The following is a 15,317-nucleotide window of genomic DNA, read 5'->3' on the forward strand; positions in this document are numbered from 1 at the left end:
CAGAATACGGCCTTCTTCGAGGCCATTCATCAAAATGCAACGCATTGTAACAGCGTGTCTTATGATGTCTATGTCGTGGTCTGGGTGATTTACTTCAGCATAGCCGCCGTTGCCGGTGCGGCGTGTTAATAATCTTATACATTGTTTCCAGGCAAACTATCTCCTTTTTTGCTCTTCACTATAATTTCGGAGGATACCGCCCTGAACACAGGGAGAAAGCCGCTACGCTTAACGCACAAAAATCAATAAAGTGAGGCCTTCGTGGACAAAATAGAAGAAGAGAAGATTGACCAGCACAGCGATGACATCAACGTCGAAAGCGAAGAGAAGGAGCGCGGCGAGGAGATAGAGGTTGATGAGGAGCGTCTGCCCTCGCGGGCGATGGCGATCCATGAACATATTCGCCAGGATGGTGAAAAAGAGATGGAGCGCGACGCGATGGCGCTCTTCTGGTCGGCGATTGCCGCAGGCTTATCGATGGGTGCCTCGTTACTGGCTAAAGGCATTTTTCATGTTCAGCTGGAGGGCATTCCCGGCGGTTTTTTACTGGAGAACCTCGGTTACACCTTTGGCTTCATTATAGTCATCATGGCGCGTCAGCAGCTCTTTACGGAGAATACCGTTACCGCCGTTCTGCCGGTGATGCAAAACCCGAGCTGGAAAAATATGGGCCTGCTCGGGCGTTTGTGGGGCGTGGTACTGCTCGGCAATCTGGTCGGCACCGCAGTCGCGGCCTGGGCATTTGAGTATATGCCAATATTCGATGAGCCAACCCGCGATGCCTTTGTCAAAATCGGCATGGACGTGATGAAAAACACGCCGCTGGAGATGTTCTCCAACGCTATCATCTCCGGCTGGATCATCGCCACCATGGTGTGGATGTTCCCGGCTGCAGGTTCATCAAAACTGGTGGTAATTATTCTGATGACGTGGCTTATCGCGCTGGGCGACACCACTCATATCGTCGTCGGTGCCGTAGAGATCTTCTACCTGGTGTTTAACGGCACGCTACACTGGAGCGAGTTCCTCTGGCCCTTCGCCCTGCCGACGCTCGCCGGGAATATATGCGGCGGCACCTTTATCTTCGCCCTGCTCAGCCATGCTCAGATCCGCAACGATATGAGCAATGCCCGCAAAGCGGAGGCGAAAGCCAAAGCGAAAGAGGAGAAGCAGGCGCGTGAAAAAGCGTAATTTGTCCGAGACTGATAAATTACAGTGATATTTCACGTTGAGCAATGAGCGCTGATTTTCGCGGACTGGCGCCCTTTAATGACCTTACAGGGGTTGTCTGATACACTCGCGGCATCAGCGACTCATTGCGCAGAATTATGTTTAAACGATTTTCTACCTACGCCTCTATTGGTTTATTAAACACCGCCCTGCACTGGCTTATTTTTTGTCTGTGCGTTTATGGTTTCTCCATGCGTCAGGCGCTGGCTAATCTTGCTGGCTTTCTTGTTGCCGTCAGTTTTAGCTTTTTCGCTAATGCAAGATTCACTTTCAGATCATCAACCACCGCCGGGCGTTATCTGATGTATGTCGGATTTATGGGCATGCTGAGCGTGGCCGTCGGCTGGCTTGCCGATCGCTCCGGCATGCCGCCCATCGTAACGCTGATTCTCTTTTCGGCTATCAGCCTGGTCTGCGGCTTCGCCTGGTCAAAGTTAATTGTTTTCAGGGATGCGAAATGAAAATCTCTTTGGTAGTCCCCGTCTTTAATGAAGAAGAGGCGATACCTATCTTTTATCAAACGGTGCGTGGCTTTGAAGCGTTAAAGCCCTATACCGTTGAGCTGGTTTTTATTAATGATGGCAGTAAAGATGCCACTGAAACCATTATTAATACCCTGGCGCTCTCCGATCCGCTCGTCGTGCCGTTATCCTTTACGCGTAATTTCGGTAAAGAACCAGCCTTATTTGCCGGGCTTGAGCACGCAACGGGAGAGGCCATTATTCCGATTGATGTCGATTTACAAGATCCGGTTGAGGTTATTCCCCATCTGATTGCGAAGTGGCAAGCGGGTGCCGATATGGTGCTGGCAAAGCGTAGCGATCGCTCTACTGATAGCCGTATGAAGCGTAAATCAGCCGAGTGGTTCTACAAGCTGCACAATAAAATCAGCTCTCCGCAGATAGAAGAGAACGTGGGAGATTTTCGGCTAATGTCCAGGGAGGTCGTCGAGAATATCAAACTGCTTTCAGAGCGTAATCTGTTCATGAAAGGGATCCTCTCATGGGTTGGCGGTAATACTGATATTGTTGAATATATTCGTGCTGACCGCGTTGCCGGTAAGTCGAAATTCAATGGCTGGAAACTGTGGAATCTTGCACTGGATGGCATTACCAGTTTTTCTACCTTTCCGCTGCGTATCTGGACCTATATTGGCCTTAGCGTCTCGTTGCTCTCCTTTTTCTACGCCATCTGGATGGTGATCGATAAGTTGTTATGGGGAAACCCTGTGCCCGGTTATCCCTCATTGATGACGGCTATCCTCTTTTTAGGCGGCATCCAGCTTATCGGTATCGGTATTCTTGGCGAATATATGGGGCGTATTTATACCGAAGTGAAGAAGAGACCGCGTTATCTTATCAAGAACAGAACAAGAACCCTGGAACGTTAATTATTATGTTAGAGAAATCTTATAAAGCTCTGCTTATTGCGCTTGCCTTTCTGAGCCTGTTCGCCATTGAGTGGCTAACGCCAATTCACTCAGATGATTATCGCTACTATCTGTTGGGTATCTCTCCTACCAGTCACTACCACCACTATATGACCTGGAGCGGCAGGATCGTGGCCGATTACGCCAGCTCGCTGATCCTCTTTACCCGGTCGCAATTTGTCTACGCTTTCTCAACCGCGTTTGCAGCTTTGGCTTTCTGTTATTTCATTGCCAAAACACCGGGTAAAACCCTGCGCTGGCAAAAAAGCGATAATATTTTGCTGCCATTGGTCTTCTGCACCTACTGGATCGCCAACCCTAACTTAGGGCAAACCACCTTCTGGCTGGTCGGCGCGGCCAACTATCTCTGGACAAATCTGTTTGTCGCTGCGTGGATTTTTTATCTCTACCGCGTCACCGTCGATAATATAAAAACCATTAATCCATTACTGATGGTACTGGCTTTTATGGCGGGCTGCTCGAATGAGAGCGTATCGCCTTTTGTCGTGCTTCTCACGCTGGTAGCGATTGTTTATGAAATGGTCACGGCGAAATCAGTGGCTAAAAACAAAATTATCTATGCCTTTTCCGCGCTGGTGGGCGCCTGTACGCTGATCTTCTCCCCGGGTAATTTTGTGCGCGCGGCAGATAAAACCTACTGGTACGGCAAACCGCTGCTGGAGCGTATTACCATTCACTTAACTGAGCGGGTACACAACCATCTGGCCCTGATCTGGATTAGCTATGTTGTGCTACTGCTGTTGGTGCTGGTTATTCTCTTTAATAAAGATGTCAAAGCGAAAATAACCCGCCGCACGGTGCTGCCAGCCATCCTGACGGCGATTTTTGGCGTCGGCACGGTGCTGATTATGTTTGCCTCCCCCTCCTATCCGGACCGGGTCGTCAACGGCACCTTTATGTTTTTCCTGTTGACTATCGCTTTTATCGCCTACGGCATTTTAATGAGCGGTGTCAGAAAAGCCATTATTGGCACGGCGATTATCACTCTGCTGTGCGCAGGCACTTTCGCCTGGTCATGGACACTAATGTATAAAAGCTACACCCGCATTGCATTGCAAGAGCAGGTGCGGATGAGCATTATCGAAAACGAGTCCGCGCAGGGAAACAGAGAGATCACCATCCCTGATTACTACTTTATTAAAATGCAGAATAGCGGCGGTCAGTTTGGGCTGTTCCACGATTCAGCGGTTTATGGTGAATATTTTGGTGTGGATAATGTTTACCGCGAAACGGTGGACTTTGATTACTCCGCCATTGCCAACGGTGAGGTTATCCGGGTTGCGAATAACGTTATCGCCTACAGCAATGCGCAGGGTGATTTCATTATTATCAGCCCGCAGCCAATTACTCAGCCTGTCACCGTTGAAGTAGGTCACGCGCACCGTACGCTTGCGGCAGAGAAACTGAAATCAACGAAAATCAATGGCGAGCACTGGTATTACAGCCATATTCCTGAAGGTCATGTGGAAAAGGTTTCATTGTAATTATTCGCCTCCCCGCACTGTGATGATGGGGAGGCTTGCTTCTTTTCGGGCGTTTAGCCCTATTGAGTTCTACTCAACGACTCTCAAAATGCGTGTTAGCGGCATCACACTAAAAAAACACGTGGTAGTAAAAACTCATAAAATACGGATGATGTGATGACGGATAGAAATTTTTATTCAATACAGGCAATGCGAGCATTTGCTGCGGTTCTGGTAATGTGCTTTCATTTTAAAGGCTTTATTAATCAGTCATTTCAGGGCTGGGGCGATCGACTTTTTCTCCATGGCGATATCGGCGTCGATCTCTTTTTTGTCATCAGCGGTTTTATTATCTACTACATTACCCGCGACGATAATGGCGGTTTACCCTCGGCGAAACGCTTTTTTATTAAGCGCTTTTGCCGCGTCTTCCCCCCTTATTTTGCCATTACACTGCTGGTTGCGGGCAATAGCGTTGAGTCATGGTTGCAAACCGCCACCTCACTGCTGTTTATTCCTTTAGACACAACGCAAATCGCCCCCTGGTTTGGCGTCGCCAAACTATTTGTGGGCTGGACGCTCAACTACGAATTTATTTTCTACACGCTGTTCACCCTCTGCATGTTGTTTAAAACGCGCAAAAACAGTGTGCTGTTTTTAGTTGTGGTACTGGCGGTCGCCATCCCGGCCTGGTTACATAACATGGCGATTTCTCCCTCAAACCACTATAACTATCCGGGCTATCTCGCCACGGTTACCAACAGTTTGATGCTGGAATTTCTTGTCGGCACCTTTATCGGCTGGCTGGTAGTGAATAAAAAGATCGCTTACGGAAAAGGGGTCAGCATTGGCTTAATCGTGCTCAGCTTCGCACTGTTTCTCTTTATTCTGTTTACCCACGACAGCAAAATTGGCGGCCTCGGTTATATTCTCGCCGCCTTCGCACTGGTTTTTTCCCTGACCAATCACGAAGCGCAATATGTTTTTTGGGCACCGAAGCCGGTGCTCGCTACCGGGAAAATCTCTTTTTCACTCTACCTTGTTCACTACCGGGCGAAATCGCTACTTGGCAAAGCGCTGCATTTTAACCAATCAAGCTGGGGTGGTTTAATTCTCTTTGCTCTCGCAGTGATCCTCTCATTTATCTTTGCCGTTATTTCATACTATTTGTTAGAGAAGAAGCTCAGTTCACTATTCAGAAAGTACTTATTAAAAAAAGCCTGAACAGAAGGGTGCCGTCTCAGGATGGCACCTGCCCATACGCAATATCGCCCCACGGCAAAACAAAAGAACAAAAACCTTGAAGCGCAGCAAGCAGTTACGGTAGCATACGCACGCCGATTCACGGCCCCGCTCTGCGTCCCCTTAGTTAAATGGATATAACGAGCCCCTCCTAAGGGCTAGTTGCAGGTTCGATTCCTGCAGGGGACACCATACACACCTCGCCTGACATCTACCAAATTCAATAAAACCCTCTTATAACCAGTGATAAACCCTCTATTCTGGCTATGCGACGTCAACTGATGTCTATCCATTTCAAGGTGAATCAATAAACACCTGGGGGCCTTAGTGGGCTTAACCTGTTCAATGAAAAATGAGTCCCGCAAAATTTGTTATAGTGTGCAGACTATTCATTTGCTCAGTCAGAGCTTTCACATCTCTTTCAGTGAAATAAAGGGGTAATCGAAATGCAGACCAGTCCAGTGGAAAACGGTGAAATTGCCCCGGTTCATACTGTGCATATCAATGGTTATTGCTATTAATGCAATACTTCAGGTACTCCCGTGTTCATTCTTTGATATCCAAATGGGGAAACGACGGAAAAACTGCTTTCGTCGTGAGGTTCCCCTTCTCTGTCAGGAGAAGGGGAACACCAGGCTAGAGGTTACCAGCGATAGTTATGTAGTCAGTATATAGCTGCGGTGCACCAGAAAAAGAGGCCAGCTCGCGCCATTCGTCGTACATCCTTTCGCTTTCCTGATGTTCTTTAACGAACTGCAATGATTTTTCAGTGGAAACGTCCAGCCCGGGATGGAAAGAGTTCAGCGATGCCAGGCTTTCAATCTCCAGCATTACCAGGTACTGCTCAATGCGGTTACCGCCCGTACCTTTGAGCATATGGAATTTCCACCCGGGATAATCGTCAATCCGGTGGACGTTGTTCAGAATAAAGTCATCAAAGGTCTGAGACGAAACACCTGAACGCAACGCCAGATTATGCAGACCTACGACGCGTTTGACCGGTTCCCGTCCCTCCCGACGCTGATAATTTGCCCCTTCTGCCAGAGAACTATGTTCATTTTCGGCCAGTTGCCTGTAGGTCGAGAAAATAGTGGGCAATTCACCAAATGTTGCGAAAGTCTTCCAGGTGTCGATCAGCTCCACACCTTCAGGATGGTCGCGCCAGAACGCGCGAGCCTGCTCAGTTTGCTCACCGTTTTCATCAATGTAGCGCGCGTAGCATTCGGCACTGTCTGCCTCGTACAACATCAAATATTGGTTCTGACGTTCGCCACGCAGGCCCTTAAGTAGGGTCCATCGCCAGCCGGGATAAGCTGGAATATGCACCCCCTTCTCCTGTAAAAACGTTTCGAATGTCTCTTCGGTGACACCCTTTTTCAGGTTAAGGCCAACATAGTGGAGACTGAAAACTGCTGATGAAAATTGACTCATAAAAATTCCTTTTTAGTTAACGCTGACGAGAAACAAGCTGCGAACCGAATGCCACAAACAAAAGCAGTAACAGTGCGCCGCTGAAGGTGATAGTGAGTCCGATATAGTGGGCGATAAAGCCGATAAGAGCAGGCCCGGCAAGCAGGCCGCTGTATCCGAAAAGCGTAACGGCAGGGATAGCAAAATCGGGGGAAATGTCCGGCTGATTTCCGGCCAAAGTGAAGAGGATGGGGATGATGTTGGACAGTCCCGCCCCCACCAGGATAAATCCAGGCAACGCGCCCCAGCGTGTAAAGACGAGTAACACAATTCCTGCGCAGGCAATCGCACAACCGAGCAACAGCATAGATTTGCCACCCAGAGAGCCAACCAGCCGGTCACCGCTCAGGCGTCCAAGAGCAACAGTGATGGAGTAGAGAGTGTAGCCAAAGCCCGCAAGCGAAACGCTCATTCCCCGCTCTGACGTCATGAAGACCGCCGACCAGTCCAGCATTGCGCCTTCGAGCATAAAGACAAAAAAACAGAGAACCGCGATAATCAGAACTGGAGGATGACACAATACGCGGAGCGTTTCGCATTTGCTGCCTGTTGCATCGCTCTGTTTCGGCAAAATGTAGCGGGAATACGTCGCGAGAAGCAGAGCCAACAAAACGGAGATAGCGCAAACGGAAAGCAGAGGCGTTGCATCCAGCCACAGGAAGAGACTGACACTTCCCGCCCCGGCGATACTACCGATACTATAAAATCCATGGAAGCCGGACATTTTCGCCTGCTCGCTTTCCTGCTCAACAACAACTGCGTGGGCGTTCATCGCGACATCGAGCATGCCGTTAAACGTGCCGAACAGCAGCAATGACATCACCATTGTACTGCGCTGGTCAAATAGCATCAGCAGCGGTAAATCAACGGCAAGTCCCAACACGCCAAGAATAATCAGGCGGCGACAGCCAAATTTTTTAATTATACTGCCAATAAATGGCATAATTAACATTGAACCAGCGGCAATGCAAAATAGCAGCAACCCCAAAGTACTATCGTTAAGATTAAGCCGTGTTTTAACGAAGGGAATCAGCGGAGCCCAGGATGACATCGCTAGCCCGGCAATAAAAAATATAGCGCGCGTAGCATTCTGCTCTCGTGACTGAATATACACCGGGGAAGTTTTTGAATTAATTTCCATAGTAAGTTAGCAACTCATATCTGTGAATTTATTGCACGTTTTATGGCGAATGAATATGCTTCTGTATCGTGTCTGGTCCTTCAGACACGTATCCCCATAATGACTAATTAAGATTTTCAGCTACCGAGATATAGTCGGTATAAATCTGCGGTGACCCGGAAAATGACGCAAGCTTTTTCCACTCTTCGTACATTTGTTTGGTATCCCGGTGCGCTTTGGCAAACTTAGCCGCTTCATCCGTGGCAATATCCGGTTCGGGATAAAAGACATCCAGCGCGTCCAGGCTGGCGATTTCCATCAGAACCACATATTGATCGAGCCGGTTACCGCGTTCTCCTTTTAACAACCGGAATTTCCAGTCGCGATAATCTTCAATACGGTGATGATTATCTGCAATGAAACTTTCGAACTGCTCTGCACTGATGTTCGGGCGCAGCGCGAGATTGTGAATACCAATTACCCTCGCAACAGGGGGCTGATGCTGATAGCGGGGCCCGGGCAGAACGGTGCTTTTTTTATTCTCAGCCAGCAGGCGATAATCGGTGAACAGCGTTGGTAACTCGCTGAAGGTGCCATAGCCACGCCATTCAGCCAGCAGCGTTTCTGCCTCAGGATGTTGTAGCCAGAACTGCCGGGCAAGCGCTGTCTGGTTGCCGTCAGCGGTCAGGTAGCGGTCACGCAATTCTGCATTTTCAATTTCAAACAACATCAGATATTGCCCGGCACGTTCACCGCGCAGCCCACGAAGTAGCGTCCAGCGCCAGCCCGGGTAGCAGGGAATATGCACACCTTTGTTCCGGACAAACGTTTCAAAGGCCTGCGGAGTAATGCCAGCTTCAGTGTCGATGGCGATATAATACAGGCTGAAGACCGGTGAGGTTGAAGAAGGGTTCATGGTTTACTCCTGCCCGGCATCGGTTAAGGTGAATTGGGTATTAATGATCGCTTCTACAAGCGTCGTGCCTACTGGCGTCAGAGTAACTACACCCTGCTCGATAACAACCAGCTTTTTCTCCTGCAGCTTTTCCAGCGTGGTTTTGATGATGTGGTTTTTTAAAAAGCTTTTACCGCTAAAACGTTTCGAGAATACGCTGTCATCAACCGGGATCAACGTGGAGAGCGCCATTTTGAAAGCGTTCACTTCGCGCTGTCCGGGCGAGATGCCATGGCTTTTTTCAATCGGCAGGCGGCCCTCATCGAGGTACTGCTTATATTGTTTATAGTGGGTGATATTAATGGCTTCAGCGCGGGTGCATTTTGAACTGCCGCCCAGACCTATAGCCACCTCAGGATATTGCTTATCGAGGTCGGTAATCAGCCCCTTCCATTTTTCAGCTTCGCGGTGATTCTGGTGGAAATACATCGTCGGGTGTTCGCGATAGTTCCCTTTGAGGTATTTCTCTACCAGCTCACGCATTTGGTATTGCTTGCCCAGTCCCGGAAAGGTCATACCGTTCGTCCTGATAAGCCCTTTCTTTTGCCAGAGGCTTTCGCGTTCTCCGGAAACGCCGGTGCGCGTTTTCATGAACTCTTCCATGTGTAGCTTGGTACATACCACATGCGAGAGATCAAGCGCCAGGATGCGTTCAATATCGTATTTCACATCATCCACGGTCTGGCCCAGCATACCGTAGATAAGATCAACGCTTACCCAGTCGATGCCCTGTTCCCGAGCACAGCGAATGGTCTCTTCACACTCATCGGCGGTGTGCTGGCGGCCACTGGAGGCAATGATGGCATCGTTAAAAGACTGAGTCCCAAAGCTGATTTTGCTGAAGCCCAGCTCTTTCAGAATGCCGAGATATTCACGGTTCAGCGTTCCAGGCTCACCTTCAAAGCGCAGCGTCGCTGCGGAGAAATTGAAATGCGTGTAATAGAAGTCCATAAGTCGGCGCAACTCAGGCTCCGGGAGCAGGGAAGGCGTGCCGCCGAAAATATTGAACTCGCCAATTTCCGCCTTTGCCAGACTCGGCACTTTTTCCAGCCACATCCTGGCTTCTTTAATATTGTAATCAACCAGATCCCGGAATATCCCCTCTGCCGACGCTGACTCAGGATTCAGAATAACCGTCGGGAACTGGCAGAAATGGCAGCGATACCGGCAGGTAGGAATATAAGCCCAAAGATGGATCTGTTTTGCTTCGCGAATGCCCTGTTCCATATCGGAAAAAAAGGACTCGAGCGGGTAGTTCTCAATATCACCAGGAAAGACGTGGCAGCCAAATGGATCTTTGTGGACATAATCCAAAAATTCCTGGTTTTCAGGCTGTAAAAGAAAATGGTACACCGCCGGAACCGGGTAGGCAGGATCGAGATCTTTTAATGATGCAATAGCGTCATTCTCCATCAGAATACCCCCCCATTGGCAAAGTAGTTATGGGCTTCACCGGACTCGCGATCTTCACAGAAATACCAGACAAAACGTTCGAAATCTTTTTCAGCTACATCTTCAAAACAGGCCGGCAGCGGCGGTGCAAAGCCAATGTCTTCCCCGACCGCGTTGCGCAAGGCAGCAAATATCTCGTGGCGGAATTCGAAGTAAAGCCGATAGGCCGGCGTTTTATAACTATGAATAGGTTTGAAGTCGATGATGCTCATTTCGCGTTTGATGGCATGAATGCGCTGATAAAGCCGATCTGCAACTGAAGGTGAGAAAAAGTCTCGTACGCACTCATTTTCTAATAAAATATGCGGATTGAGCAGTACCGGCAGAATGATATTCTTCGGAATATAATCTTTTATTGAGTATTCCCATCCCTGTCTGGCCTGCTCTTCATTAAGATCGACAAGGGCCTTTTTTTGCATGGACACGTCCGGACGAACGTCTTTCATAATAATGATGCCGTCGCTGCCGTAAGCGACGCCGTTAATTACGTCATCAATAATGGTGTCCACGCGGCGGCTGTTAATTTCAACAAAAGATTCTTTGGCATAAACCGGTTTGCCGCCAAAGGCAATAACTTTAATACCAAAATCCCAGTCGTCGGAAAGATGTTCGACAAAGCGACCTTTTTCCAGCTGATAAAATATTTCGATTCCGCCAATTTTTTCATAGAGTCCGCGCTCTACGGCAAAGCCCTTTCCGTCCGGAAAGCCACCAAACAGCGAGAATGAAACGTCGCGGCAGCTCAGGGTTTTCTGGATTTCTCGAAACAGATTTGGCCGCTCCAGGAAAACATCGCGGTTGTAGTAATAATTACAGGTGCCCAGATCGCCATCATCAGCGATCATTTTTTCTATCAGCGCATGCAACCAGTAGGGATCAACGGTGCAATCCGCATCGGCTGAGACAATATAATGCTTATTGCTTTTGCCCAACCGGGCATCGCGAGCGCGTGAGCGCAGGGATGCGTAATCCATACCGCATTTACGAGCCGAAGAGACGCCCTGAATTTTCTCCTGAATAATATGAACATCCATAGCTGGATATTTTTCTTTGAACTGATTTATCTTCTCAACTGAATCATCACAAGAATTGTTATCTACAATAATGATTTCATACGAATCATGCGTAATTAATCTGCCATGAGTTTGTTGATTAAATAATGATGCTAATACCTCATAAATTCTGTCACTTTCATTGTAAACAGGCAGTACTACTGAGACAAAAGTGTTATCGCGCATATTTACTCCTGGTGCGGTTATATTAAGGATATCCATAACGTTGTTAGAAAGTATTCTTTTGCCAATGGCAAAATTCTTCGCGGCAATTCGATCCATTTCCGGTTTATTTGTCAGCAGTAGAAAGACTTCATTGATAAAATCCTCGTCAGGAAGACCGTCCTCACCATCTGATATTCTCATTACCGGGGCTTCGAAACCGTGCTGGCCGTAAACTTCTGTGTAGTATTCGTAGTGTGTGGAGATGTAACAGCGGTGGCTACTGATGGCTTCGCCGATCGGATTTCCATAGCTGTCGTAGTCCCATGAGGTAAGGAATGAGACCACATCGCAGGAATGATAGAGATCCTCAATTGTGATTTTGCCCTGGCTCATCGGCATAAAATTATGGTGTAGCGGGCCAAGAAACTTCACGCAGGCACCGACATCCAGCTTATGAGTTAACTGTTCAAGATCTGCGGTATGCCGGGGATGTTCGTGAGTATCACCAGCAATCAGCAACCATACCGTTTTATCAATGTTATGCTCTCTGAACAGGTGGTTAAGACGCTGAATCAGCACTACGTCACGGTCCAGGCGTTTCTGCGGAATGATGCGTGTTGTTCTGGCGATGACAATATCCTGTGCAGGAATATCCAGCGAAGCACGAATATTTTTCAAAGACTGCTGAGGGGTAAAACTGTAGGTATTTTTGACGACGTGAATATTCACTTCCCGCTTGCACCACTCTTCCAGTTTCTCTTTAAGATCGTTGTTCAGCGTGACGTAACTAATGAAGGGGGATTTCACCGGTTTAATGGCATGGTCGTACGGCGGCAAGCCGTATTTCATAATATTTTTTTCGCTGTTCCACATCAGATCGTGATCTCGCCAGATAACGAAATTCTTAAGCTGATGACGACGACCATACTGCTCTATGGCGAGATAAAGCGCTCTGGTGTAGATAATATTTTCAGGAAGCGTACCGTTTTCAACAATAACGATACAGATTTGCAGTTGTTCCCACTGAAGAACGATTCTCTCCGCTAAAGCCCGTGATGATTCGCCTGCGGCTGTAATGATATTTGATTTTTCCTCAGGAGATACAGCGAGCTTTTCTCCGATCAGCACGGCATGGATTTTATCAATGAATTCGGGGGAGTAATGTGGAACAGAAGTAATATCATTGATACGTGTCAACGTAAACACGTCGTGATAAATCTCGTGTTCATGATCGTAGGGTTTATTAAAATTGCCTTTATCGACTTTTATATCGTAACCGAGATCAAGATAGGACTTAATACCTTTCTGCTTAAGACTTTGTGAAATTTTCAACGCTTCCACCGTAATACCCGATACGGCTACGGCATCGAAAGAAATGAACATTGCATATCTTTGACCGTAGACACCCATAGTGACTACCTCCTCCTTCATTTATTGAATGGCATTCTTTAATACTGTTAATAAAACTCTCGTGAATTTTTAGCACTTACACAACTTACTATTCTGACGATCGTGCCATATAAAGGCATCCCGTTTTCAAAATCACCGTAAAACTTCAAAAAAAGTCCAGATGAATGTGACCAAAACCTTCGATATCTTTTCGGTCTTCATCCCCCGCGATGACTGCGTAGATAATCAGAATAAAAATAAAAGATAATTTACACTCAATTTTCCATGCCTGACAACAATCAGGATCAAGAATAATTGCCATATGCTTTATTATTCATTGAACTGTTTACATTTAAATTGCGATGGCGTACATCTGGCCATATTTAAGATATTGTCGGATACAGACACAAATCAAAGGCCAATTTACTTAATAATAAAGATATAAGTCACCATTCAAAAAAAATAATATTTTGGTTACCTTTTCATGCACCACGTTAACATTAATATTTTATCTGCTTAAGCCAGCAAGTGACTGACCAATCATGTTTTCCCCGTGCCAGCACCGTCAGGTCACCTTCGCCCTGCGCCAGCAGTTTCAGCAGTTTCAGCAGTTTCAGCAGTTTCAGCAGCCAGTGTTCAGGCAGGATTTCTGCATGGGCGCGGATCTGACACAGAGAGGCAGCCCCTTCCATCGCGCGGACGCAGTAAGGATTGAGACATCGAAGGAGGATTGCCGGGTTTTCCATGTTTGCTTGCTCACTGTTTAGGATCATTCAGGCACGCTACCGCCCCTGGCCATCACCCAGGCCCATAAGGTCTGTTTCCGGGATATGATTTTTTTTGCTGAACGCCCGCAGCGGTAGACGCTCAGCAAAAAAAGAAGCGGACAGAGAAGCTCTGCCCACTCGCGACTAACGCAGTGGCGCGTTCGTTCCAGGAATCGGAATGAATGATGTTGCCGTCTTTGTACGTCCAGGTGATTTTTTCGTAGCGCAGCTCAATCTGCTCCAGATGGTTGTGCTTTTCGTAGGAAGGATCCTTGATGTCGTGCATCACCGGGTTGCCTCCTGCACCAGACGACAGGCCCGGCGAAAGAGCCCTTCCCCGTCCCGGACTTCCTGACCACCTCGCAGCTGGCTGGCCATCAGCCAGCCTGGGTAGAAAATACGTTTAATCTGACTTAGTTCGGATTTATTCATGAGCGCAGCACCGCAAAGAGTTAAAGACTCACATCCCCCAGCGAGCGCGGGGTATAGAAGGTGCAACTGAGGGATTTGCCGGGAGACCTGTTCCGGGGTGAAATCTTTCATGCTCTGGAAGGCCAGGCTGATGTTGTCTTCGCTGCCGTCATCAGCCAAGGTGTTTTTAACTGTCAGATTGATCTTTGGGGAAGATTCGGAAAGAACAGAATCAAAATTATTTTTGTTTAAGCTAATTTCTTTGCGCTCAGATAGGGGTGCAGACTCCTGACCATTACTGACGTCGCCCGCCACCAGTAATTTCAGAGGGAGCCCGGTTTTCTTGCTGGCTCCCCCTGTATGCAAGCCAGGCTTTAGATTAATACGTGCCTTTGGCACCTCATTCTGGAAACTATCAGCCATCTCATCATCCCTCGGTTTATCGCTGCGCGCACTTTCAGACTAAAGTGATTTACCCGCGTCAGCAGAATAATAATCGACTTAATATAAAAAACACAAATCTTTGATCTGCATATAGAAATTTCTTAAGAATTTTCCACTGAATGTTAATGAAGGGTTGCACTGCCATGGCAGTAAAATGAACTACCACCAGCACATAAAACAGGCATTTATGTCGCAATAATAAAAACAAACGGACAATAGTTAATTAAGGGATCATGTATTGATTTGCATCAGTATCAGGGAGATTAAAATACCCATGCATTTTTAAAGATATGGTTTCAGATAAGAAAGAGTTAAAAGAGGCAGAGAATCATAGCTTTGCTTTATGTGGGAAATACAGAAATAGCCATAAGGAACACGACAGAAACATAAGCGATTTTATGTCCCGGCGGAGAACGTTTTATTTACTGTCCGCTGAACCCAGTAAGGTCGACAGGTTAATGACAGAACGCCTGAAACTGGCGCTGGAGGTGGTTGATATTCGCCAGCTGAATCATCTGATGATTGGCGGGATGGATATTGTGTCTTTTGCCGAAGGTGGCTGGCTGTAAGGAATATATAACGATGAAAATCATCAGCAAACGTCAGGCGATGTCGTTATACCGTCAGCATCCGCCGTCCCGGTTATTTCGCTTCTGTACCGGAAAATATAGATTGATTAAAGGTTCGATTCCTGAAGGGGCATACTG

The 15,317-nt window shown here is 47.6% G+C and carries 11 protein-coding genes, 1 tRNA gene and 4 pseudogenes; 8 read left to right on the forward strand and 8 right to left on the reverse strand.

Annotation, left to right across the window (positions count from 1 at the left end):
- The first annotated feature begins 261 nt into the window (after positions 1 to 261).
- The 6 genes from HF650_RS16415 (at position 262) to HF650_RS16440 (ending at position 5,577) form a co-directional block, all read left to right on the forward strand.
- Positions 262 to 1,191 (forward strand): formate/nitrite transporter family protein, encoded by a 930-nt coding sequence (locus HF650_RS16415; protein ID WP_187799532.1) that lies wholly within the window; start codon positions 262 to 264, stop codon positions 1,189 to 1,191.
- A 137-nt stretch (positions 1,192 to 1,328) separates the two neighbouring features.
- Positions 1,329 to 1,691, forward strand: a complete 363-nt coding sequence (locus tag HF650_RS16420) for a GtrA family protein (RefSeq protein WP_187799533.1) — start codon at positions 1,329 to 1,331, stop codon at positions 1,689 to 1,691.
- Positions 1,688 to 2,620, forward strand: coding sequence for a glycosyltransferase family 2 protein (locus HF650_RS16425; protein ID WP_187799534.1), 933 nt, complete (start codon positions 1,688 to 1,690; stop codon positions 2,618 to 2,620). The genes HF650_RS16420 and HF650_RS16425 overlap by 4 nt, the downstream gene beginning before the upstream one ends.
- A 5-nt stretch (positions 2,621 to 2,625) precedes the next feature.
- On the forward strand, positions 2,626 to 4,164 hold the full coding sequence (locus HF650_RS16430) for a DUF6056 family protein (protein ID WP_187799535.1): 1,539 nt from the start codon (positions 2,626 to 2,628) through the stop codon (positions 4,162 to 4,164).
- A 216-nt stretch (positions 4,165 to 4,380) separates the two neighbouring features.
- Positions 4,381 to 5,367 carry an acyltransferase gene (locus tag HF650_RS16435; RefSeq protein ID WP_249118852.1) on the forward strand — a complete coding sequence of 329 codons (987 nt, stop codon included), beginning with the start codon at positions 4,381 to 4,383 and terminating at the stop codon, positions 5,365 to 5,367.
- A gap of 135 nt (positions 5,368 to 5,502) precedes the next feature.
- Positions 5,503 to 5,577 (forward strand) — tRNA-Arg (locus HF650_RS16440).
- 444 nt (positions 5,578 to 6,021) lie between these two features.
- Here HF650_RS16440 and HF650_RS16445 read toward each other — a convergent pair.
- The 8 genes and pseudogenes from HF650_RS16445 to tssB all read right to left on the reverse strand — a co-directional run bounded on the left by HF650_RS16445 (position 6,022) and on the right by tssB (position 14,589).
- Positions 6,022 to 6,816 (reverse strand): hypothetical protein, encoded by a 795-nt coding sequence (locus HF650_RS16445; RefSeq protein ID WP_187799537.1) that lies wholly within the window; start codon positions 6,814 to 6,816, stop codon positions 6,022 to 6,024.
- Positions 6,817 to 6,832: 16 nt separating this feature from the next.
- Entirely contained in the window at positions 6,833 to 7,996 is a 1,164-nt protein-coding gene (locus tag HF650_RS16450) for an MFS transporter (protein WP_187799538.1), read from the reverse strand.
- A gap of 103 nt (positions 7,997 to 8,099) precedes the next feature.
- Positions 8,100 to 8,891 carry a hypothetical protein gene (locus tag HF650_RS16455; RefSeq protein WP_187799539.1) on the reverse strand — a complete coding sequence of 264 codons (792 nt, stop codon included), beginning with the start codon at positions 8,889 to 8,891 and terminating at the stop codon, positions 8,100 to 8,102.
- Positions 8,892 to 8,894: 3 nt separating this feature from the next.
- The gene (locus tag HF650_RS16460; RefSeq protein WP_187799540.1) at positions 8,895 to 10,343 is read right to left on the reverse strand and encodes a radical SAM protein; all 1,449 of its coding nucleotides are present in this window, start codon (positions 10,341 to 10,343) and stop codon (positions 8,895 to 8,897) included.
- Positions 10,343 to 13,009, reverse strand: a complete 2,667-nt coding sequence (locus HF650_RS16465) for a glycosyltransferase (RefSeq protein ID WP_187799541.1) — start codon at positions 13,007 to 13,009, stop codon at positions 10,343 to 10,345. Before HF650_RS16465 ends, HF650_RS16460 begins: the two co-directional genes overlap by 1 nt.
- 509 nt (positions 13,010 to 13,518) lie before the next feature.
- A pseudogene (locus HF650_RS16470) lies at positions 13,519 to 13,734 on the reverse strand (hypothetical protein); the annotation flags it as partial.
- Positions 13,735 to 13,855: 121 nt separating this feature from the next.
- Positions 13,856 to 14,050, reverse strand: a pseudogene (locus HF650_RS16475) (hypothetical protein); the annotation flags it as partial.
- The gene (gene tssB / locus HF650_RS25335; RefSeq protein WP_223284183.1) at positions 14,041 to 14,589 is read right to left on the reverse strand and encodes a type VI secretion system contractile sheath small subunit; all 549 of its coding nucleotides are present in this window, start codon (positions 14,587 to 14,589) and stop codon (positions 14,041 to 14,043) included. The pseudogene HF650_RS16475 and the gene tssB, both read right to left, overlap by 10 nt.
- Positions 14,590 to 15,041: 452 nt before the next feature.
- Here tssB and HF650_RS25340 point away from each other — a divergent pair.
- A pseudogene (locus HF650_RS25340) lies at positions 15,042 to 15,179 on the forward strand (JAB domain-containing protein); the annotation flags it as partial.
- Positions 15,180 to 15,192: 13 nt separating this feature from the next.
- A pseudogene (locus HF650_RS16490) lies at positions 15,193 to 15,282 on the forward strand (DUF987 family protein); the annotation flags it as partial.
- Between the last annotated feature and the right edge of the window lie 35 nt (positions 15,283 to 15,317).

The sequence above is a fragment of the Kosakonia sp. SMBL-WEM22 genome (genome assembly GCF_014490785.1).
Lineage (GTDB): Bacteria > Pseudomonadota > Gammaproteobacteria > Enterobacterales > Enterobacteriaceae > Kosakonia.